This is a genomic window from Hallella multisaccharivorax DSM 17128 (genome assembly GCF_000218235.1).
Lineage (GTDB): Bacteria > Bacteroidota > Bacteroidia > Bacteroidales > Bacteroidaceae > Prevotella > Prevotella multisaccharivorax.
Genome location: NZ_GL945017.1, coordinates 1,531,261 through 1,554,217 on the forward strand (window position 1 = coordinate 1,531,261; position 22,957 = coordinate 1,554,217).

At 49.2% G+C, this 22,957-nt stretch carries 19 protein-coding genes; 9 read left to right on the forward strand and 10 right to left on the reverse strand.

Annotation, left to right across the window (positions count from 1 at the left end):
• Positions 1-136 precede the first annotated feature (136 nt).
• The gene (gene rpsO / locus PREMU_RS06670) at positions 137-406 is read left to right on the forward strand and encodes a 30S ribosomal protein S15 (RefSeq protein ID WP_007574095.1); all 270 of its coding nucleotides are present in this window, start codon (positions 137-139) and stop codon (positions 404-406) included.
• 108 nt (positions 407-514) lie between these two features.
• Here rpsO and PREMU_RS06675 read toward each other — a convergent pair whose 3' ends face one another.
• Both PREMU_RS06675 and mtaB read right to left on the reverse strand, forming a co-directional pair.
• Complete coding sequence (locus PREMU_RS06675) at positions 515-1,552, reverse strand: glycosyltransferase family 2 protein (protein WP_007574097.1); 1,038 nt, start codon at positions 1,550-1,552, stop codon at positions 515-517.
• Positions 1,549-2,904, reverse strand: a complete 1,356-nt coding sequence (gene mtaB, locus PREMU_RS06680; RefSeq protein ID WP_007574099.1) for a tRNA (N(6)-L-threonylcarbamoyladenosine(37)-C(2))-methylthiotransferase MtaB — start codon at positions 2,902-2,904, stop codon at positions 1,549-1,551. The genes PREMU_RS06675 and mtaB overlap by 4 nt, the downstream gene beginning before the upstream one ends.
• 289 nt (positions 2,905-3,193) lie before the next feature.
• Here mtaB and PREMU_RS06685 point away from each other — a divergent pair, with 289 nt between their 5' ends.
• The 6 genes from PREMU_RS06685 (at position 3,194) to PREMU_RS06710 (ending at position 9,198) form a co-directional block, all read left to right on the forward strand.
• On the forward strand, positions 3,194-3,373 hold the full coding sequence (locus PREMU_RS06685) for a PG1828 family lipoprotein (RefSeq protein WP_007574101.1): 180 nt from the start codon (positions 3,194-3,196) through the stop codon (positions 3,371-3,373).
• A gap of 332 nt (positions 3,374-3,705) precedes the next feature.
• Positions 3,706-4,632, forward strand: coding sequence for a glucosaminidase domain-containing protein (locus PREMU_RS06690; protein WP_007574103.1), 927 nt, complete (start codon positions 3,706-3,708; stop codon positions 4,630-4,632).
• Positions 4,633-4,634: 2 nt separating this feature from the next.
• Positions 4,635-5,873, forward strand: a complete 1,239-nt coding sequence (locus PREMU_RS06695; protein ID WP_007574105.1) for a M64 family metallopeptidase — start codon at positions 4,635-4,637, stop codon at positions 5,871-5,873.
• Positions 5,874-5,877: 4 nt separating this feature from the next.
• The gene (locus PREMU_RS06700) at positions 5,878-6,657 is read left to right on the forward strand and encodes an EFR1 family ferrodoxin (protein WP_007574107.1); all 780 of its coding nucleotides are present in this window, start codon (positions 5,878-5,880) and stop codon (positions 6,655-6,657) included.
• An 80-nt stretch (positions 6,658-6,737) separates the two neighbouring features.
• Positions 6,738-7,937, forward strand: a complete 1,200-nt coding sequence (locus PREMU_RS06705; protein WP_007574108.1) for a pyridoxal phosphate-dependent aminotransferase — start codon at positions 6,738-6,740, stop codon at positions 7,935-7,937.
• 13 nt (positions 7,938-7,950) lie between these two features.
• On the forward strand, positions 7,951-9,198 hold the full coding sequence (locus PREMU_RS06710) for an ABC transporter permease (RefSeq protein ID WP_007574109.1): 1,248 nt from the start codon (positions 7,951-7,953) through the stop codon (positions 9,196-9,198).
• Here PREMU_RS06710 and PREMU_RS06715 read toward each other — a convergent pair.
• The 3 genes from PREMU_RS06715 to PREMU_RS06725 form a co-directional block, all read right to left on the reverse strand.
• Positions 9,155-11,635 (reverse strand): DEAD/DEAH box helicase, encoded by a 2,481-nt coding sequence (locus PREMU_RS06715; RefSeq protein ID WP_007574110.1) that lies wholly within the window; start codon positions 11,633-11,635, stop codon positions 9,155-9,157. The genes PREMU_RS06710 and PREMU_RS06715 overlap by 44 nt on opposite strands.
• 320 nt (positions 11,636-11,955) lie before the next feature.
• Positions 11,956-12,201, reverse strand: a complete 246-nt coding sequence (locus PREMU_RS15600; RefSeq protein WP_040558092.1) for an aminotransferase class IV — start codon at positions 12,199-12,201, stop codon at positions 11,956-11,958.
• Positions 12,202-12,215: 14 nt separating this feature from the next.
• Positions 12,216-13,208, reverse strand: coding sequence for an aminodeoxychorismate synthase component I (locus PREMU_RS06725; protein ID WP_007574111.1), 993 nt, complete (start codon positions 13,206-13,208; stop codon positions 12,216-12,218).
• Between the two features lie 294 nt (positions 13,209-13,502).
• Here PREMU_RS06725 and PREMU_RS06730 point away from each other — a divergent pair, with 294 nt between their 5' ends.
• Together PREMU_RS06730 and PREMU_RS06735 are read left to right on the forward strand one after the other, a co-directional pair.
• A complete protein-coding gene (locus PREMU_RS06730; protein ID WP_007574112.1) occupies positions 13,503-14,453 on the forward strand; it encodes an IS30 family transposase in 951 nt (316 codons plus the stop codon).
• Positions 14,454-14,609: 156 nt separating this feature from the next.
• Positions 14,610-16,001 (forward strand): MFS transporter, encoded by a 1,392-nt coding sequence (locus PREMU_RS06735; RefSeq protein WP_007574113.1) that lies wholly within the window; start codon positions 14,610-14,612, stop codon positions 15,999-16,001.
• Positions 16,002-16,130: 129 nt separating this feature from the next.
• Here the strand turns inward: PREMU_RS06735 and PREMU_RS06740 are convergent, their stop codons facing one another.
• From PREMU_RS06740 to PREMU_RS06760, 5 genes are all read right to left on the reverse strand, one after another.
• Positions 16,131-17,468: an ATP-binding protein gene (locus PREMU_RS06740; protein WP_007574114.1), complete on the reverse strand. Its 1,338-nt coding sequence runs from the start codon at positions 17,466-17,468 to the stop codon at positions 16,131-16,133.
• On the reverse strand, positions 17,461-19,065 hold the full coding sequence (locus PREMU_RS06745; protein ID WP_169311314.1) for a TerB N-terminal domain-containing protein: 1,605 nt from the start codon (positions 19,063-19,065) through the stop codon (positions 17,461-17,463). Before PREMU_RS06745 ends, PREMU_RS06740 begins: the two co-directional genes overlap by 8 nt.
• A 9-nt stretch (positions 19,066-19,074) precedes the next feature.
• Positions 19,075-20,361, reverse strand: coding sequence for an alpha/beta hydrolase family protein (locus PREMU_RS06750; protein WP_007574116.1), 1,287 nt, complete (start codon positions 20,359-20,361; stop codon positions 19,075-19,077).
• Between the two features lie 206 nt (positions 20,362-20,567).
• Positions 20,568-22,124: a peptide MFS transporter gene (locus PREMU_RS06755; RefSeq protein WP_007574117.1), complete on the reverse strand. Its 1,557-nt coding sequence runs from the start codon at positions 22,122-22,124 to the stop codon at positions 20,568-20,570.
• Between the two features lie 98 nt (positions 22,125-22,222).
• A complete protein-coding gene (locus tag PREMU_RS06760; RefSeq protein ID WP_007574118.1) occupies positions 22,223-22,957 on the reverse strand; it encodes a porin family protein in 735 nt (244 codons plus the stop codon).

A 22,957-nucleotide genomic window follows, 5' to 3' on the forward strand; every position in this document is an offset into this window, starting at 1 on the left:
GCCGAATTTTTAGTAACTTTGCATCCGCATTTCCGGAGAGGCCGGAGCATTCGAGGCTGTCAAGGTTGTGATTAAGGCCTGCAAACGGCAGAAGGATGTCATTGATGCACCAATAAATTAATCCATTCATTACACAATGTATTTAGACAAAGAGAAGAAGGCTGAGATCTTCAGCAAGTACGGCAAAGGTACAACAGACACTGGTTCTGCAGAGGCACAGATTGCGCTGTTCACTTATCGCATCGCCCATCTGACAGAGCACGTGAAGGCTAACCACAAAGATTTCGTGACCACCCGCTCACTGACACAGCTCGTCGGCAAGCGCCGCCGTCTGCTCACCTACCTCAAGGAGCGCGACATTAACCGCTACCGTGAGATCATCAAGGCTCTCGGCTTGCGTAAGTAATACGCTAAAAGCATTTATAGAAGCTCAACCCCGTCATCATTAATGATGGCGGGGTTTTTATGGTTCTGCCTTTTGAACTCTGGGGAAAAGGAAAACATGGCAGCAACTCTACCCTTTCGGTTTCAACAGACTGTACTTTTTCCTTCCTTTGACATAGTATTGCCACAAAATGCAGAACATACTCCGCTCCGGTACAGGGTTGACCGTTCGGGTGGCAGCAATCTTGCGACGGTCATTATCAAAATCATGTCTCCAACGACGGAAAGCCCGTCGGCCGCGCAACACCGCCTTAAACTCCCCAAAATTTCGTTGGAGAAGGAGCATCTCAAAGGCGGCAAGCCAATCCAGGAAAAACCTCATCCGCATTACACCACGCAACTCATTGTCGGGCAAATTCTTATAAAGCATGGTCAGGTTATTGCGAAAGTTGAGGAAGGTTTTCATCGGATTGCCTTTTGGCAACGTGCCTCCGCCCACATGGTAAACCTTGCTTTCCGGATAACATATAATTCTCCGGCCACACTGTCTCAACCTCCAGCAGAGATCGATCTCCTCACAATGGGCAAAGAACCGGCCGTCCAACCCACCAACTTTCCAATAATCAGATGAGCGGATGAAAAGGCAGGCGCCCGTAGCCCAAAGTACGTCGGCAGGGTAATCGTACTGACCATTGTCCCACTCAACGGTGTTGAAGATTCTTCCCCTGCAAAAAGGATAGCCATATCTGTCAAGGAAACCTCCGCATGCCCCAGCGTATTCAAAACTGTCCTTATCTGACTCCGACAGCAACTTGGGCTGGCAAGCTGCCACGTCAGCATGGGCATCCATCAACTCCAGCAATGGCGTGAGCCAATGATGAGTAACTTCCACGTCGGAGTTGAGCAGCACATAATATTCGGCATCAATCTTTGCTAAAGCACGGTTATAGCCCTCAGCAAAGCCATAGTTACAATCGAGACGGAGAGTTCTCACCATCGGATATTCCTCTGCCAGCATCTCCAACGAACCGTCAGTAGAGGCATTGTCGGCCACCCAAACCACAGCCTCGTCCTGAGAATACTCGACCACCGTGGACAAATAGCTTTTCAGCATGGCCTTGCCATTCCAATTGAGAATGACGACCGCAATTCTTCTGTCAGTGTTCATAGTAACTGCCCCTTGAGCGCACTCTTATCAATATTGAATTCTCCTAACCTCACCCGCACTATCTTATTGTCAAGCCGGTCGTTATCGTCCGACGGCGGAAGTTCTACACGGATATAGTTGTCCGTAAATCCATGCATGGCCTTGCCGTGGGCGGCTTTTTCAAAGAGCACTTCAGCTTCCTGACCAATATGTGCAGCATAAAAAGCAAGCGTTTTCTCATCCGACAATTTCAGTAAATGGTGGACACGGTTTTTCTTGTCCCTGTCAGGCACTATATAATTAATGTGTAAGGCTGCGGTACCCGGTCGCTCAGAGTAAGGGAAAACATGGAGTTGGGTGACCGGAAGCGAACTGATGAACTGATAACTGTCCTCAAAACACTCGGGCGTTTCGCCGCGGCATCCCACCATCACATCTACTCCAATGAATGCATCGGGCATGAGTTGCTTGATGAGTCGAATTTTATGGGCGAAGACATCCCTTGAATAGCGGCGGTGCATGAGCCTCAACACCTCGTCACTTCCACTTTGAAGGGGGATGTGGAAATGCGGCATGAAGGCGCGGCTACGCGCGCAGTACTCTACCAACTCATCACTGATAAGATCGGGCTCGATGGAACTGATGCGGAAACGGCTGATGCCCTCCACGCCGTCAAGCGCTTTGACCAGGTCAATGAACTTCTCACCTGTTGTCTCTCCAAAGTCGCCAATATTGACTCCGGTGAGTACGATTTCTTTTCCGCCCTCTTGCGCAGCCTGCTCAGCCTGGGCAACAAGTGAGGCGACAGAAGGATTGCGCGAGAGACCACGTGCGAAAGGAATGGTACAATAGGTGCAGAAGTAGTTGCATCCATCCTGCACCTTGAGGAAATAGCGTGTCCGGTTACCGCGTGAGCACGAAGGCTGAAACTTCTTGATGTCCTTTGTCTTGACGTGGTGAAAAAGATGCCGGTGTCCATCGATACTCTCATTTTCCGGCTGTGCGTTGGTCCACGCGTCGTTGAGATACTGAATAAGATCTGCTTTCTCGTTTGATCCAAGTACCAGATCCACACCATCCATCTTACTCACCTTCTCGGAGTCGAGCTGCGCATAGCACCCTGTCACCACGACAAAAGCGCCTGGATTATCCCTCACCATGCGATGGATGGCCTGCCGACACTTATGATCCGCCATCTCAGTTACCGAACAGGTATTGATCAAACAGATGTCTGCTGTTTCCCCTGCCTTTACTTCCACAACGCCCATTTCGCCAAGAATCTTGGCGAAAGTCGAGGTCTCGGAGAAGTTAAGCTTGCATCCTAATGTATAAAAAGCGGCTTTCTTGCCCTGGAAAGCTGATGTGTCTATCATATCTCTTTCTGAATTTCATGCAAAGGTACGGCTTTCTTAAGACTTACACATTATATAATAGTACATTTTTATCCATGTTAAGGCACATAGCAAGAGCCTTTCTCATCGCTGTGCAAATGTTTAACATTTGTTTACCTAATGTATTTATCTGATTACCAATGCATTGCAAAAAAGTTACATAGAAGCCTAAAAAAAGTCGATAAAAAATGAACAACGTATTAAAAAAATGCCTACCTTTGCAGCGTTGTTAATGAACAAGATTGTTTTACAGATTTAAAAAGCAAAGAAAATGAAGAAATTAGTTTTAATGTTCGTGGCTATTGCAGCTATCTCTTTCGCATCATGTGGTAACAAAAACCAGAGTGCAGCTCCTGCTTCTGATTCTGACACAACAGCTGTTGCTGACACAACTGACACCGCTGCTGTTGACACTGCTGCTGCTGATACAGCTGCTACTCCTGCTAAATAAGTTGGTATCTCCGTTAGCACGAAATAAAAAAGATTGAGAGACTCCGCCTCAGGCTTTGCCTGAGGCGGTTTTTTGTATATAAGTAAACTCCGCCTCGCTCCTCTCTTGGCAATGCAAAGGTAATGCGTTTACGGTGTAATGGCAATGCGTTTACAGTGTAATGGCAATGCGTCTACAGTGTAATGGCGATGCCTTTACAGTGTAATGGCGATGCGTCTACAGCGTGATGGCGATGCCTTTACAACGTAGAAGTTTTTTTATTCCAACTTTCTTCCCCGCTAATATATATTTTTACTAACTTTGCACATGGCATTCATTTGTTTTCAGAATACATGCATTCTATAAGATATTTCATATTACTCTTCACCATAAGCCTCGGTCTCACCTGCGCGCAGGCACAGTCAATGCAGAACATGGCTTACCTGCAATATATCGATCAGTTCAAAGATCTGGCGATAGAGCAAATGGAGCGATACCGCATACCGGCAAGCATCACGCTGGCCCAGGGACTTTTTGAGAGTTGCGCAGGGCAGAGCCGTCTTGCCACTGTAGGCAACAACCATTTCGGCATCAAATGCCATGGATGGGACGGACGGTCCATCAACGCTGACGATGACGAGCCCGACGAATGCTTCCGCGCATACGACAACGCCAAGCAAAGCTACGAGGACCACAGCCGCTTTCTCCGCAACACTCCGCGCTATGCCATGCTCTTCCAGCTCAGTCCCAATGACTATAAGGGATGGGCAAGGGGATTAAAGGCTTGCGGCTATGCCACAAACCCACGCTATGCCGACAATCTCATCAACATCATCGAGCTTTACCGCCTCTACCAATACGACCACGCCAAAGGCTACGACCATTTCATGGCCGACCGCTACAACGCACGCAGCCACAACTATTCGCCAAACGGCTTCCACCCTATTACCAAATGCAACAAAAACTATTACATTGTGGCACGGGATGGTGACACCTTCCGCAGCCTCGCCAAAGAGACAGATATCTCCAGACGTAAACTTGCAAAATATAACGAGCGGGACAAAAACGACGTGTTGCATGCGGGAGACATTATCTATTTAGAGAAAAAACAGAAAAGGGCCTCAAAAGTATTCAAGGGCAAGCCACATATCGTCAAGGTCGGAGAAAGCATGTATTCCATCGCTCAATTGTATGGTATCAGGCTGAAAGACCTTTATAAAATGAACCACATGAGCCCCGACGACTCCATCGTAGTAGGGCAGCAACTTAAAGTCAGATAATCATGAAAAGACTGTTTTCCTTCCTTATTGCCGTTTTGGCAGCAGTGGGCATGTATGCTCAGAACTTTGACGACTGGTTTCAAGACAAGACTCTTCGTATCGACTATATCTTCTCCGGTAACGACCATCAGCAACACATTGCCGTGGATGAGCTCTGCCAGTCGCCGCGATGGTATGGCAAACGACAGCACCTCAACGAGGTACCTATGGAGGGCAACGGACAGTTAACGGTGCGCGACCATGCTACGGGAAAGGTCATCTACCGCAACTCGTTCTCCACGCTCTTTCAGGAATGGCAGTCTTATCCTGAGGCAAAACAAACCGACAAAAGTTTTGAGAATGTCTTCTTGATGCCTATGCCTAAGCACGCTGCCGACGTCACGCTTGAACTCCGCAACAACCGCCGGCAAGTATCTGCGGCACTCACTCATGAGGTAGACCCCAATGATATTCTTATTCGGCATATCGGCGAGCGGGGACTGACGCCTTATATTTTCCTGCAGAAAGCAACTGACACCACACGGTGCATTCACATCGCCTTTGTTGCAGAAGGATATACCAGGGCCGAGATGCCCACTTTTCTGGCCGATGCCCGCCGTGCCATGGGCTATATCTTCTCTTATGAACCATTCCAGAGCTCACGCACCAAGTTCAGTTGCGTAGCCGTAGAGGCGCCTTCCGAGGAGAGCGGTGTCAGCATCCCTGACAAAGGCATCTGGAAAAAGACAGCCCTGCTCTCCAGCTACGACACCTTCTATAGCGACCGCTACCTTACCACACTGCATCTCAAGAAGCTCCACGACTGGCTGGCGGGCGTTCCCTATGAGCACATCATCGTTCTCGTCAATACCAACCGCTATGGCGGCGGCGGCATTCTCAATAGCTATGACCTGTGTGCGGCTCACCACCCCACGTTCCGGCCTGTTGTCGTGCATGAGTTCGGCCACAGCTTCGCAGGACTTGCCGATGAATATGCCTACGACACAGAGGAAGTACCCATGTATCCCCACGATGTAGAGCCATGGGAGAAAAACATCACTACAAAAGTCAACTTCAAAGGCAAATGGGAAAACCTCATCGGAAAGGACCCTAAAGCAGGATTCTACGAAGGAGCTGGCTACAGTCCTAAAGGCGTTTACCGTGCCTATCCCGACTGCCGGATGCGCACCAACGAGAATCCTGAGTTTTGTCCTGCCTGTAAGCAAGCGCTACAAGGAGTAATAGACTTCTATACAAAATAGCACCATGATTTTTTATCTTTCCGACACTGGAAACACAGGCTGGGCAGCCAAGACCATTGCAGAAAGAACAAGCGACAGGCTGCTCTTTATCCCAGAGCTACTGCGTAGCAGCAGTACCACCTTTGAGTTAAGGAGAGGCGAGAACCTCGGTCTGTGCTTCCCCGTGCATGGTTGGCGACCGCCGATGATTGTACGCGAATTCATCAAGCGGCTACGCATCAACACGGACGGGCACTATGTCTATGCACTGTGTACAGCCGGTGACAACATTGGTGAAACAATGGATATCCTCAGTAAGGACTTGAGCGAAAAAGGAATAAGACTCAATGCGTCGTTTTCACTTATCATGCCTGAGTCGTATTTAGGTCTTCCATTCTTCAATGTAGACAGCCCAAACAAGGAAAGGGCCAAACAGGAAACAGCTGAGAAGGAATTGAATGGTTATCTCCGTGAGATCGTCGACAAAAGGGAAGTGCGCCACCTTGTCTGTGGCCACTGGCCGCGCTTGAACTCCCGTTTACTTGGCGGTTTCTTTGTCCGACACCTTATTACCGACAAGAAGTTTGCAGTTGACAGCCGCCGCTGCGTAAAATGCGGTATCTGCGCTGACGTCTGTCCAACAAAGAATGTAATTGGCGGACTGGGTTATGAACCCAAGTGGAAACACGACGGTTCGTGCATTGCGTGCTTTGCCTGCTACCATCATTGTCCACACCACGCCATCGACTACGGATCGTTAACCAAACATAAGGGACAATACTTCTTTGGAAGAAAAAGGAATTGAAAAGTAAGAAGTTAAAAGGCAAAACGTTTGCCATGTCAATAAAAAAAGGTATCTTTGCGCCTTGAAAATATCAACAGATAATGCCTGAAATTTCAGTTCGTGGCCTTGAGATGCCACAGTCACCTATACGCAAACTCGCTCCCTTGGCAGCAAAAGCTAAGGAGCGAGGCATCAAGGTTTATCATCTCAATATAGGCCAACCAGACCTTCCTTCTCCGCAATGTGGGCTTGATGCCTTGAAGCATATTGACAGGAAAGTGCTGGAGTATTCTCCCTCTCAGGGCTATCTCTCTTACCGTGAGAAGCTTGTCAAGTATTATGCCAAATACGACATCAACGTCACTCCTGACGAAATCATCATTACCTCAGGAGGCTCAGAGGCCGTGCTTTTCGCTTTCATGAGCTGCCTGAATCCCGGTGATGAGATTATTGTTCCTGAGCCGGCATATGCCAACTACATGGCTTTTGCCATTTCTGCCGGAGCCAAAATACGCACCATCGCCACCACCATTGAAGAGGGATTCTCTCTGCCAAAAGTGGAGAAGTTTGAGAAACTCATCAACAGCAAGACGCGTGCTATCATGATCTGCAACCCAAACAACCCTACAGGATACCTCTATACAAGGCGCGAGATGAACCAGATACGCGATCTCGTAAAGAAATACGACCTTTATCTTTTCTCCGACGAGGTCTACCGTGAATACATCTACACGGGAAGTCCTTACATCAGTGCCATGCACCTTACAGGAATAGAGAACAACGTCATCCTCATTGACTCTGTATCAAAACGCTATTCAGAATGCGGTATCCGCGTCGGCGCATTGATTACACATAACAGTGAGGTGCGCAAGGCCGTCATGAAGTTTTGTCAGGCAAGACTCTCCCCGCCACTTATTGGGCAAATCATAGCGGAAGCCTCTCTTGATGCGCCGGAAGAGTATTACCGTAACGTTTATGATGAATACGTAGAGCGCCGGAAATGTCTCATCGACGGGCTTAACCGCATTCCCGGAGTCTATTCTCCCATCCCCATGGGAGCCTTCTATACTGTGGCCCAACTGCCCGTTGACGACTCCGAAAAGTTCTGCCGTTGGTGTCTCGAGTCATTCAATTATGAGGGCGAGACCATCATGATGGCTCCAGCATCAGGCTTTTACACTACTCCGGGAGCTGGCTGCAATCAAGTGCGTCTTGCTTATGTCCTGAAGAAAGAGGATCTCAGAAGGGCCCTCATCGTTTTGAGCAAAGCACTTGAAGCATACCCAGGAAAGACATTGTAATAAAGACATTATAATGAATCTCCCACTTTTCTTAGCAAGAAGGATCTACGGTGACCACGGCGACAAGCACAAGGTGTCGCGCCCTGCCATCACCATTGCCACAGCAGGTGTGGCAATAGGATTGGCTGTCATGATTGTATCAGTTTGTGTCGTGCTTGGCTTCAAACATACCATTCAAGGCAAAGTCATCGGTTTCGGATCACATATTCAAGTGACTAACTTCGTGTCGCAGACCGAAGCGGAGCAGTATCCTATTGCCGCCAGCGACAGCATGATGAGTGCCATTCGAGCCATCAATGGTGTGAGGCACGCTGAGAGATTTGCTTATCAGCAAGGCATTCTCAAAACCGACAGCAACTTCTTGGGTGTCGTTCTCAAAGGCGTAGGAAGCGAATGGGACTCTACTTTTATCCACCAGAACATGGTATCAGGAAGCATTCCACACTTCTCCGACAGTGCCTCGTCCAACAAAATTCTGATTTCGAAAAGTATTGCTGACAAGCTGAATCTGAAACAAGGACAGCGTATTTTCACTTATTTCATCAACAATAGTGGTGTACGTATCCGCCGATTCACCATCCAAGGCATTTACCAAACAAACTTAAGCCAATACGATTCCTACATGTGCTTCACGGATCTCTACACAACCGTGAGACTTAACGGGTGGCATCCCGATCAGGTTTCAGGAATAGAGGTGACTGTCAACGACTTCAACCATGTGGATGATGTGGAGCGGCAGTTCATCAAAAACGTGAACAAACGACAGGATCATTACGGCGAAACCTATACCTCGCAGACTATCAAGGACATCAATCCACAGATTTTCCGCTGGCTTGACCTGCTGGACATGAACGTCTGGATTATCCTTGCGCTGATGACTGCCGTGGCAGGCGTGACCATGATATCGGGTTTACTCATCATCATACTTGAGCGCACGACAATGATTGGCATTCTCAAGGCACTTGGCGCACGCAACAAGACTATCCGGCATCTCTTTCTTTGGTTTGCCACTTTCATCATTGGCAGAGGAATGGTCATTGGCAATGTCATTGGCATTAGTGCTTGCGCCTTACAAAAATACTTTGGAATCGTGAAGCTTGACCCTGCTACTTACTACGTCAGCACGGTTCCCATTGAGTTCAACATTCCGTTGTTAGTGCTTCTCAACGTGGCTACCCTCTTAGTCAGCGTGTTTGTTTTGATTGGCCCGAGCTATCTCATTTCTCACATTCACCCAGCAAAGAGCATGCGTTACGAGTAGGATCAGCATTGGCCGTCAACCAAACTGTAGGTTCTATCCCACACATCTGCCGCACCCGTTCCTTCATTTTGTCTACGTCAAGTACGCCATAAGCAAAGCCCTTGCGTGTGAGTTCCGTGGGCAAAAGGTCGTCGTACTTGTCAAAAACAGGTGTCTCCTTGGGATATAGCAGTTCCATGGGGTCGAGTGGGCGGGCTATTTCTTCCGACAACACCTTGAAGAACTTTGTCGGAGAGACTCCCAAGGTGAACTGCATGTAATAAGGGCGGGCAGAGTTAAAGCCTTTCAGCCCCACCCGATTCGCGCATCTGATCCTGATGAAACGCTCCAATGCAAGAAAAGCATAGCTGCCAAGCCACGGAAACAGCGCATACATATTGCCGCCAAGAGATAACAACCAGTTGAGTCCAAGTCCCGACTTGCGAGCTGAATCCACTGCCTGAGATAGACGAAAGCGTGCATGCGGGAGCAAATAAGGATAACTGTTTTCGGGGGAAGCAGCAAGAATGTCGTGCATTTTCTCCAATATTTTGGTATGAATATCGCCCGGCTCATCGCCAAAGTAAGCAGGAACGACCCCTTTCACGGGGTGGCAGTAGACGATGTGACGGTTGCGATCCACCTCTTCTACCACCCATACATGACCTGCTATGGCTATCTTATCCTGCACGGGTGGTGGCTTAACGATGGTGCCTATCTCCTTCGATTCACAGCGAACCTTATATTCTTCATTCTCCTGGAAAACAGCATAGAACCTGAAGTTATTTACTACGCGCTCACCTTTCAACCCAACAATAAGGCCCCCACGCTCAGTCGTCTCAATATGATCGATCTTGAGCAGATGCCGTAAAAGCACACGATAATCATCTTGGCTAACTCCACGAAAATAGCTTAGTGTAAGCACACGCTCCGCCAACTCAGCCGGTGACATCTCTCCTCCACCGGCAAGCGTTGCCATCGTTTGGTGATAAAGCAACGAATAAGGTAACCTCCCTGTCCGTGGCGGCTCTACCCAATGCTCCTTCAGATAGAGTTCAATGAGGGCGATGGCTTGCAGCAGCTTCCAGGGAATGGTCTGCGGCATCATGGCACGTGGCTCAGCCTTTTCTTCACGGATGACGAACCACATCTCCGATGGAGCGCCCCGCCGTCCTGTGCGACCCATGCGTTGAAGAAACGAACTGACAGTGAATGGAGCATCAATCTGAAAGGCATGCTCAAGCCGGCCAATATCGATACCAAGCTCAAGCGTCGACGTGGTGCATACCGTCTTTAGCGAGTCTTCACGCTTGATTTCTTCCTCGGCGCTCTCGCGGTAACTCACTGAAAGATTACCGTGATGGATGAGGAAACGATCAGGCTCGTGTAGGGCCTCACAATACATTCGCAGCGTGGAGCAAATTACTTCACACTCTTCCCGCGAGTTTGAGAAGATGAGACAGCGATGTCCACGGGTATTTTCAAGGATATACCGGATTGACGGATCGAAAGCATTGCTCACAGGTTCAGTCTGATTTTCTCCGTTCGCCCCACTGTCTTTCCAAGGCCTGACAAACGGACTCCCGCCTTTCATCTCTCGTCTTGTGTCGGAAGGTCGTGATGGTTCCGTATCGCTTTGAAAAGGATTTGGATGGATGCACTCATCACCATCATACTCCCTGCTAACACTACCCACGACTGTAGCAGGAGATGTCACAGCCAAAGGCGCACTACGACGATCGCCCTCGCTTCCGCTAACGGAAAGACTGAAATGCGCTACCGATATTCTCCATTTGGTACCTTGCGACTGAATCTTCGGAATGACGGTTCCTCGTCCGGTACCTGCTGAAAGGAATGCGCCCACCAGGCGCGGCTCACCGATAGTCGCGGAGAGGCCGATACGCCGTGGGTTGACACCTGCCATGCGAGAGAGCCGTTCCAAGAGGCACAGTGTCTGACCGCCACGGTCTCCACGAAGAAAAGAGTGAATCTCATCAATGACGATGAAACGGAGGTCGCCAAAGAGAAAAGGTATCTGAGAATGACGGTGGAGGAGCATTGCCTCAAGGCTCTCAGGTGTGATCTGAAGGATGCCCGAGGGGTGGCGCATAAGTTTCTTCTTCTGTTCCTGTGAGACATCGCCATGCCAGTGCCATACCTCCACTCCGCACTCACGACAGATATCGTTGAGTCGTACAAACTGGTCGTTGATAAGGGCTTTCAACGGAGCAATATAAATGCAGCCGATGGAGGCCGGCGGTTGTTCTTGCATCAGTGTGATGATGGGGAAGAAGGCTGCCTCCGTCTTTCCCGATGCCGTGGAGGCAGACAGCAACACGTTGGCACCGGAGTTGAAAATGGCATCCCCTGCTGCAGCCTGTATAGCGCGGAGCTTCTGCCACCCTTCCTCATAGATGTACCGCTGGATAGCGGGGGAGTACCGGGAGAAGATGTTCATGAATGCATTGATTGGAACTTGATGTTCTCAAACGGATATAAAAGTTTATAGTCTGAACTGTCCATTAGTCTCATTATCTTACACAGAGAAATGCAGATAGATAATCTGTCTCACCATAGCCTGCATTATTTTAAATTCATCGGATTCACGTTATATCAGGAACTGTAGAAAGTGTTCAAAAGTAGACATTCTTTATTGGCACTTCCCTTTCGCCAAACTCAATCATTGCATTGAAAAGACTTACTTTGTTGGCATTTCGCAAATCTTCCAATGTAATATCGGCTTCTTGCATGATTCCCTTGTCCAAGAGTGCAGCTCTTTTAGTACCGGGCAATATATGGAGCAGCCTCTACGGCTTCAACTTCTTGTTCTCCATATACCACTCTCGCCTTGTAAAAGTCCATGTTCTCCGTTGAATTTATTAGTTTTTCCAACGAAGGCATGGACGCATTGCATAGCGACGGAAAGAAATTCCTGATAGTTCTTTCCATTCTGTCCTGATGGTATGCAATAGCTTGTGCCTCTCCATCCTTAATCTTTATTGTCCCCACGAATTGCTGTGCCATATTGAATTTTGTGTCTATTCAAATGGAAGATATACTTTCTGTAATACTTCCTCGTATTCTTTTCTGCAATCACTTTTCGAGGTAATACCTCCTCCTGCCTTGAAATACGTTCCCTGCCCGTCCTGTTCAAGAAAGCGTATCATTACTGCCGAGTTGAGTTCCCCATTACCATATATGCCCATGACTCCCGTATAAAATTCACGGTCGAAGCCTTCCGTCTCATGGATTATCTCCATAGTCTTGTCCTTTGGCGCACCTGTGATGGAACCAGCCGGCAACATCGCAGCCGATATGTCACCAATGTGCCTTTGGTAGCCGGATGACAACTTACCATTGATTTCAGAACTGGTCTGGAGAATGTCCCCCTTATTGGTATGGATTACATCTATATAGCGATACCTGTCCACCCCTACATGTTCTGCCACACGGCTAAGATCATTGCGAATCAAGTCCACAATGGTCGCATGTTCGGCGATTTCTTTCTCATCGTCCATCAACACTTGCCTCGCATCGGGTATGGAGGCATCGATCGTACCCTTCATCGGATAAGAATAAATCATACCGTTCTTTATTCTCACGAATGTTTCTGGCGAGAAACATACAAACTGCCTGTTGCTGTAATTTCTGTCTTTCAGCAGAATCTTGCACTTGCCTTTAGCCCGTAAGAAGATATCTTCAAACGGAAGGTCGCAATCTACAGCCACCTTGCAGGTAAGGTTGGCAAGATAGCTGTTTCCACGTAGAATGTTGTTCTTGACAGTCTCAAAACTTTTCGTGTAATTATCAAGGTCAGGTTCATACACTTTCCACATTGGCTGTTTGGCAGGCGCTGAGTGCGGCTGCCGTTTTACATTTGTAATGCCTTCAAAGTCATAGAGACACTCATCCGTGGCTATCTCCGACAGCTTCTGTATATATGCCTCCGTACCTGCGTAGTTGATGACAAAAAGGAAAGGTTCCTTTTCGTCAGCCAAATGATTGAGACGGTCTATAATATTCTGCTTCATTGTTTTACATATAGAATGCAAAATTATACTATTTGTAAGAGAACGCCAAAAAATATCGGTAGCCAGGCGGGAAGCCGCGGTGTGACCTTAACTTTTTTTAAACATTCAAGATAGAAGTGCAATATCTTAATGGGTGATTGTAAGGGTTGACCTCCATGTCGGATGCGGACGTTCTTGGCGCGAAGCGACAAGGTTGGCCACATCCGACACGGAGGAATAAAAAACAACCGGCAATGCAAAAAAGACAAAAGGGAGACCGCTGTCTCCCAAGGATTAATTACTTTTGTATTGCCTATGTACAAGCACTTAACCCGTGAGCAAAGGTACGCAATCTACCTGGGAAAACAAAAGAAACAGACCAATAAAGCAATTGCCCGGCTGATAGGGGTCAGTGAATCAACCGTAAGTCGTGAGCTGAAACGCAATGCGACAAAGAACGGCAAGTATGTCTGGGACAAGGCCGATGCCCTTTCCCAAGAACGCATGCACCGTTCTCCGGGCAACCGTTCCGTGAGCCGGTTGCTTCTCTGGCGCGTGCGTGAGCTCATCACCGGAGAGCAATGGTCCCCCAAGCAGATATCCGGCTACCTGGGCAAGGAGGGCGTGAAGATCTCCCACGAAACCATTTACAAGATGATCCGCAACGATACGGGTGGGACACTTGCCGCCAACTGCCGCCATAAGATGAAGTATCATCGCAGTCCCTCTCACAGGCATGTAACCAAGGCACCGAGTATCAGAAACAGGGTAAGCATACACGAACGTCCGAAGGAGGCAGACGGCAGGAGGTTCGGGGACTGGGAGAAGGACCTGATTGTCGACAAGGACGGCAACGCCATCCTCACGATGATAGAACGCAGCACGAACTTTCTCATCATGGAGAAACTCAAGCATGGCAAGAAGGCCATGCCGCCGGCAAAGACCGTATGGAGGCTGCTCATGCCATACAAGGGAGAGCATCTCAAGACCATCACTACGGACAACGGAAGTGAGTTTGCCGAACATGAGTGGATGGCACGCAGGTTGGGGGTGGATATCTATTTCACGGACGCATACTCTTCTTGGCAGAAAGGGGCTGTGGAGAACACCAACAAGCTCATCAGACAATATATTCCAAAAGGGACGGATATAAGTACCGTCACAGACAAAAGAATTAAGATGATACAGGCCAAAATCAACAGAAGACCAAGGGAAAAATTGAACTTTTCAACACCAAAGCAGGAGTTTTACAAATATTATGCCTAATATTGCACTTGCTGGTTGACTCTTTACCTTAACTTTTTTTATCTAACTGGCGTAATTCGAGGAATTTTATGTAAGTTTGCAATTGATAGATAATCTGTCTGCGAATTGAGGTCTGAACGATAAAACCTCAATCGCAATTTATAAAAAGACGAGAAAATGAAAAAGCACATTTCACGGATTGTCATAGCTCTCGTGGCTGTGGCTTTCTTTATGGAGTATATTGACTCCACAGCCTTAGTGACGGCTCTGCCGCAGATGGCAGCTGACTTCGGTGTGGAAAGCGGCAGGATGAGCATCGGGATTACAGCCTATATGATTTCGCTGGCAGTATTCATTCCTGTAAGTGGCTGGGTAGCCGACAGGTATGGCACGCGTTCGGTGTTTGCCCATGCCGTGTTGGGATTTATCGGCACGTCCGTCCTGTGCTCGCTCTGCCATAGCCTGGCGCAGTTTGCCATCGTGCGTTTCCTGCAAGGAACGGCGGGGGCGATGATGGTGCCCGTGGGACGGTTGGCAGTATTGAAGAATTGCGACAAGTGCGACTTGGTGAATGCCATCGCATGGATAACCACTCCAGGTCTTATTGCACCCGTCGTCGGTCCCCCTATAGGCGGATTCCTTGCCACCTACCTCTCGTGGCATTGGATATTCTTCCTGAATGTTCCGGTAGGACTACTCGTCTTTGTTCTGGCAATAAAATATGTTCCTAAACAGCCGGCAGACAGACAGCGGGGTAAATTAGATATACCCGACTTCTTGTTGAGCGCCTTGTCGCTCTCAGGCATGATGTACGGCCTTGAATTGCTGGGCAACAACGCTTCCGACATCACGTGCCCCCTCGTGCTGTTGTTTTTCTGTATATTGCTGTTTGCATTCGGTGTGCGCCGTTCACTGCACGCCCCATCGCCACTGATAGACTATTCTGTAATGCGCGTGCCCACCTATTCAGTAACAATTGTCTATGGCACACTGTCAATGATGGTTATCGGCGCAGCCCCATTCCTGCTGCCGTTGCTGTTTCAGGACGGTCTGCATTTCAACGCCTTTCATTCCGGCTTACTGCTGCTCTCGCTTATGCTGGGTAATCTCATTACCAAGCCTTTCACAGTATGGATGATGCGTCATTGGCGCATCAAGCATATTCTGTTTCTTAACGCACTGTTGCTTTCGCTGTCAACAGCCGCCTGCGCACTTTTTAATGCATCATCCTCTGTCTTCGCCATCATTGTCTGTCTGTTTCTGATGGGATGCTTCCGTTCTGTGCAACTGAGCACTCTCCATACGGTGGCCTACGTGGATGTTCCCCAACAGATGATGTCTTCAGCCAACACGCTTTACAGCACTACCCTTCAGCTTGCCTCCGGATTGGGCATCGGTCTGGGCGCATTAGCGTTGAGAAGCGCAGCATCCGCATCTGCCGATCCCAATTCATTGGATCATTATCAGCTGCCGTTCGTGCTGATTGCTATCGTAGGACTTATAGCATTGATAGGATATGGAAGGATGAAGTCTGAGGCGGGTCGGAATATCCTAATCAACGCAGACTGATATTGATATTGACAAGAAGACATTTAGGCTATTTCCCGACCGGCTGAATAGTTACAATATTGTTCTCCAGGCAATGTGAAGAATATACGGGACGGGAAATGTTAGGAAGGAGACGGATTTTGTGTGACATTATATAGTGAACTCAGCAAACTGACTGTCTACAGCGTCTTTCCGCTCTTCTTCCTCCGGCTTGGCATAACTGAAGGCATCGCTCTGCAAGAGAATGCGCACACTGCTTCCCGGGTTCTGCACGGCGATGTCGAGAAGCTCAATAAAGTCACGGATAACCTCCCGAGGCGTGATGTGCCCGTTGGCACCGATACGGCTGTATTCAATCTGGATGAATGTGGCAAGGTCCTCGTCTGTCACCGTACGCTGATAACCGTAGAGCGAGGCATGGATATCAGCGAGTTTCTCTGCCAACACGAACATCTCCTCATTGGTTAGTGGCTGGAGACGGAGCACGGGACCGAGCAGGTCCTGATGACCGTCGATGGCAAACTTCCCCTCCACCAAACGGGATCGCAATGCCTCATAACTGTACACACCGCGGTGACGGTCTTCGATACATTCAGGCGTGCCGCTCATAATGGTGCCGATATACTGTGCCTTGCCTTGCAGCGCATCGTTGTACATCGTGAGGATCTTCTCATAGTTATATTGCCGTGAGATACTGTTGGGAATCTTGAAGATGTTGACTAACTCATCCATAAAGACCATCAGTCCGCGATAGCCGGCCTGACGGAAGAAATAAGCCATGAGCTTAAGATAGTCGTACCAGTCATCGTCGGAGATAATTACCGTCACACCGAGTTCCTGCCGGGCTTCTGTCTTGGTGGCATATTCGCCGCGGAACCATTTAAGCACCTTACCTTTCAGCTCATCGTCTCCATTGACAAAAGCACGGTAATAGAGTGTGAGCAGACGGGCGAAGTCGAAGCCATGAACAAGCTCCTGCATCTGTCGGATGATAGCCATGATGCGCTGTTCCACAAGCTCGGCAAACTGGGAGTCGTCCATGCCGACGTTGGTACTCTCCGCTGTGGCGGTCTGCACGGAACTGATCCATCGGTCGAGCACCATGGCCAGCGCGCCGCCCTCAGGCTTCGACTTCACACTGAGGTTGCGAATCAGTTCACGGTAGGTGGCGAGACCCTGTCCCTGATTGCCATGAAGGCGGCGCTCAGGTGAGAGATCAGCGTCAACAACAACGAACCGCCGGTCCATGACATAGTTGCGGATGGTCTGAAGAAGAAACGACTTGCCACTGCCGTACTTCCCCACTATAAAGCGAAAAGACGCGCCACCCTCCCCCACGATATCGACATCATGGAGCAATGCTTCTATCTCCTTACGTCTGCCAACCGCAATAAACGGTAAGCCGACACGCGGAACCACGCCACCTTTGAGCGAGTTGATGACGCTCTGAGCGATGCGCCGCGGTATTCTTATGTTGCTGTTATCCATGTTCAGATAATAATTTTTCAATGTCTACACGGTAATCTTCAATGAGATGCAATCCATTACCGTCGTCTTCCAATACAATGTCTCCCACCACATCTATCAGCTCATTGTTGATATTCTCCACCATCACGCCCTCTGGCACATGAATAACGCGAAGATATTGTTTCCAGTCGCCACCCGAAAAGATGAGCCGGAGAAAATGCAGCTCACGGTCTATCTCACTGACCGTTGCCGTCGGTTGTGCAGCAACCGGAGTGTCCTCAACGGGCCGCTCGGCAGGTTGTGGGCGCGTAGCCTCCACCTGTTGAGGAACTGTTTTTTCTACCGTGATGCCGTCAAGCAGTTTGTCTTTCACCACTTCGGCATCATCGCGAATGCGTCCGAGCTTGGTGTAGTCTATTGACACTCTCCGCTTCTCAGCATCCTCAGTGGCATGTCTCCGTTGCTCTTCGGCCTGCCACTCCACCATGGCACCATGAATGAGCGATCTGTAAGGTGCGGCTGCGGCTTCAGGTTTCAGTCGTGGCTTCACATTGAACGCCTCACGAAGCTGGCAATCAGTCTCCCGAAGAATGATGCCAAGTAGCTTGCCAAAGGTCTTGTCAGCTCCTACATACTCATCTCTTGTCCACAAACCACTACGGCAAAGATACGAATGCTGCAGAGAGACTTCCACCTCAGCATTTCTCACCGGCGCGGGATCGTAGAAGACCGCGTTGGTGAACATGGGAACCGATCGCTTGACACGCTTCCCGACAAAAAGTGTCTCAATGTGATGATGACGTTCTTTCTCCAAGACAGGTATCAGTCTTCGCAACACTGCCACGACGCAGTCCACTGACCGTGCCTTCTCCTTGGTAAATAGCGCACCTTTACGAAGATCATATTTACTCAAGGAGCACACTGTAACAAAGAGCTGCTGACAATCTGCCTCCGCATATTCAGCCAGCAGGCGGACTACCTCATCCTGCCTATGCTCTGAAGCGAAGACCTCGGCATAATGGCCGGAGAGTTGGTTGTAGACCACATAATCGCGCAGCCAGGGTGTAAGATGGCGGCTCAGTTTGGGGGCGCTATCACGGTAAGCCTTGTTCAGTTCACTCAGTATTTCATAGCCCTCTTCAGCGGTATTGACGCCAATCTTCATCAGCGTCTCATAGACGTAGACAAAGATATAGCTCAGCGACACGTCTGGAAATTTACCCAGACGGAATTGATGTCGGATCGTGAAATAGCTGCGAAGCTGCTGAATAGTCATATCGCGGTAAGTGGGGAAATAGTTCATATATCCCACGATCTCCGCGTCGTCCACATAGTCTTGCATGAAGATGGCCTGCTCATAAAACGACTTTCCCGCCGTGATTTGCCAAGGTTGACGGCGAATCATCTCAAGAAGCGTGCGCAATTGTTCGGGAATGCTGTCGCTATGATAGGCTGTACGCTGGCTCTCAAAGACAGACGGACGCGCCGGCTCGTCATCTTCAGGCTCAAAATAGTCCCAATTATGGATGCTATCCGTGCCTTCTGGCATGCCGAAGTCATCATTCAAGCTGCCCGATTGGCTAAAGTCCAGTTCCTCGTCTGTATAGTAGTCGTCCATGAACATCCCTTAAAGAGCTTTCACCCACGCTATCATCTCATTGATGACATCGCTGGAAAAAGTCTCCTCAATCTGCTGATATTCGGTCATATCACCGGTCTGGCAGTGCTGGAAAAGATGATTGAGGCCTTCTTTGGCCTCTATCCGGCTGTTTTTTACTTTCAATCCCTTACGCAGTGCTTCGAGATTGGCCTTATAGTCCACTTGCCTGTCAAGGGTTCCATTGAGTGCCATCACCGGACAATGAATCTTACTCAGATAGTCCGCACCCGCTAATTTGAGGAAATAGCGCATATAGGGAGTGGAAGACTGTGCGACAGCAGCTTGAAAATTGGCCTTCAGAGCCTGGTCTGTGATTCCTTCCGGCTTGATTCCCGCCGCCGGCTTCCCCTGCTCCAGCATGTCGAAAGCCATCGCCAATGCTTTGCAATACCCGTTCACTGTCTCTTGTGGCAAACCTGCAGTAGTGAGCGCATAGCGGTTCTGCTGCAAGAGCATTTCCTTCCCTGACACTACGGCTCCGGCCAGTGAAATGATGAAGTCGGCATTGCCCTCTGCGGCCAGCATCATGGCGATGGTACCGCCCTCGCTGTGACCGAGCACACCGACGTGATTGAAACGCTGCCGCAACAGTCTTACACCTGCCAAAGCGTCATTTTTTAGGTCAGCAGTGGTACAGTTGACAATGTCGCCAGTGGACTTTGCGAACCCACGGTCGTCGTACCTCAACGTAGCAATGCCCTGTCGGGCAAAGGCATCGGCAATGACATAAAAGGGTTGGTGCTCGAATATGGTCTCATTGCGATCCTGCAGACCGCTGCCCGTTACCATCACAACCGCTGGTGTCAGCCGGTTACAGCCATGGGGCAAGGTGAGGGTGCCACTGAGCGTAGCACTGCCATTGCTGAAAGTCACCTCCTCCGTGGTATAAGGGAAAGGCGCTTTGGGCGTCTGGGGGCGGTTGGCTTTCTTCACCCCACTGGTCAAATTCATTGGAAAAACTATCCCATGCTGCTTGAATGTACCTTTGACGACATTGCCTTCTAACTTTCCCTCATAAGAAGCATCAATGACAGGAATACTGACAAGTATTGATCCATCGGCATTGCGGGTCAGCTCTGCAGGAATGTCTTTGGCTCCCTGTGTAGGGACATCAAGCGTGACGTGACCGTCATCAAGATGTAACACCATTACTATCTTCATGCCCTGCACACTGATTTCCCCACTCCATGCTCCACGCTGGGCATAGGCTGTCAACGTAAAGAATGCCACCAGACATAAGAGAATATCTTTCATAAATACTGTAAATAAAAGTTTTGTGTCGTATGAATTACATCAAGTAATTAAAGAGACAGGGGCCTTCAAAATCAACGCATTGCCTCTACGGCGTAAACGCATTGCCTCTACAGTGTAGACGCATTGCCTCTACGGCGTAAACGCATTGCCTCTACGGCGTAAAGGGAAGGCCATTACGCCGTAAAGGCAATGACACCTTTATACGGTTATTCCGTCATCCTTTTCAGTTTCTTCAACAATGAGAACATGACGATAGCACTGACCACACACAATGTGATGAGGATGCCCCAGTTGTACATGAGCGGAATCTTATTCCAAAGCATGGAAGGAATGGAACTCAGATAGTTACCGATGGCCGTGGCAACAAACCATCCACCCATCATCAGGCCCTTGTATTTAGGAGGCGCCACCTTCGAAACAAAAGAGATGCCCATGGGTGAGAGCAAGAGTTCGGCAATGGTCAGTGTGAAATAAGTGGAGATGAGCCATGAGGGCGACAGCACGCTCTCGGTCTGATCGGCTCCCAAATCCATCGGCGAGGTCAGGCCTGTGGAAGCCAAAGTGATGACCGTAAAGCCAAGACCGGCAACGAGCATACCCCAGGCGATACGTGTAGGCGCGGAGACACCATGTCCCTTACGGGCAAGCAAGCCAAAGAAAGCCATGCTGAACGGAGTGAGGGAAACAACAAAGAATGGATTGAACTGCTGGAAATCGGACGGCTGGGCGGCTATAGGATCGTCCATTCCCAGGAAAAGGACTATGGCTGCGACCCATGCCAACAGTGTTACTCCGCCACAGATGAAGCGACTTTTTTTCTGCTTTGCCTGGAAAGTCTGGAAGCCAGTGTACACTGAGAGGGCGATGAGAGCCAACGAGAAGATATTGAACCATATGCGCAGACCGCCACTGACAGTGAGGTTGGTGTACTTCTTAGCGAAGAATGTCAGTGCAGAACCGTTCTGATGGAAAGCCATCCAGAAGAAAATGACTACGGCGAACACCAATAACAGGGCCACGATACGGTCCTTCGTCTGCTTGGGAGTCAGCTCCTCCACTTCGATGCTGTGGGTCTTTTCGGCCTCCTTGGCCGTCACGTCAGCATAGGCAAACCAGCTGCGGCAAGAGAAATAGATGATGGCTGAGAGCACCAATGACACACAGGCCACCCCGAAGCAAAGTCCATAAGCTCCATAAAGTGCCTGCAGATAAGCGGGATCAAAGTTGCCGGCGTCATAAACGAAACCGTATTTGGAGAGATAAAGATTGGTAATCCATTTAGCCATAGACGGAGCAAACATGGCACCAATGTTGATGGCCATGTAGAACAGGCTGAAAGCATTATCACGGCTCGATTCGTATTTCGGGTCATCATACAGATTGCCTACCAGCACCTGCAAGTTGCCCTTGAAAAGGCCGGTACCCAACGACACACAGGCCAGACCGGCAAACATGGCTGCCTGCCCCACAGCATTGGGAGCTGTTGGGATGGCAAGACCAAAATAGCCGAGAAACATGGTGACAAAGCCTATGACCACACATTTGCCGTAACCGATTTTGTCGGCAAGCATGCCGCCGAAGAGCGGCGCGAAATAGACAACAGCCAGGAAAATGGCATACACCTGTCCGGCTTGCGACTCCGTCCATCCAAACTTTGCCTGCATGAACAGTGCAAAAATCGCTAACATAGTGTAATAGCCGAAACGCTCGCCGGTATTTGCAAGGGCAAGGGCGTAGAGACCTTTGGGTTGGTTTTCAAACATAATTCTAATAGTTTAGCGTTAAAAGTTTTGCGTGTTTAGTAATAGCTCTTGTGTATAGCCATAGAGTTCATGGTTGACCGTCTTCCTTATCAGGCCACCTATCTCATGATATCGACAAGCCATCCCAACTTAATGGTTATCGTACCGAAGTTGCTGGATCCGAAATAGTCGCGCTTGGAATCGCCGTAGAGGTTGCCAAGACCATAGTAATAGCGTGCCTCGAACGTGAAGCGGCCCAAGCGTCTCGTTGCCAATTCCATACCGAGACCGGCAGCAATGCCGTAGTCGATCTTGTGCTGTACACTCATCGTGTCCTGAGCCACCACCGTATTGGCACGGTCACTCATATTTCGGTTCGTCCAGTCGAAGTTGCTCTTGGTGCTCTCACTTAGGTAAACACCTAACTGTGGTCCCGCATTGACGAAAAAGTTGACGCCCTTATTTTCTTTTCCCCACGCAAGATGCGCGAAGAAAGGCACTTGTACGTAGTTAATCGTGCGCTCATATTCTTCCGGCTGCTTGGTGACGGCATTGATGACCGGCTGATCACTGATGTCGCGAATGTCCTCTTTCCATCCCATCTGACTGAAGTTGACCTCCGCCTGCACCGAAGCAATGGTTGAGAAATACTTCTCTACTGTATAGCGTGCTGTGAAGCCGAAGTTCAAGCCTCCCTTCATGCTCTGCACCACCTTAGGCGTAAAGCGGACCGATGTAAGGTTATAACCGGCACCGCCCCCTATAGACAACGTATTACGATGCTCTCCTATCTGTGCATGGGAAAGTAATGGAAAGCTGAGTACGACTGCTAAAATTGCGTATAAGCGTTTCAT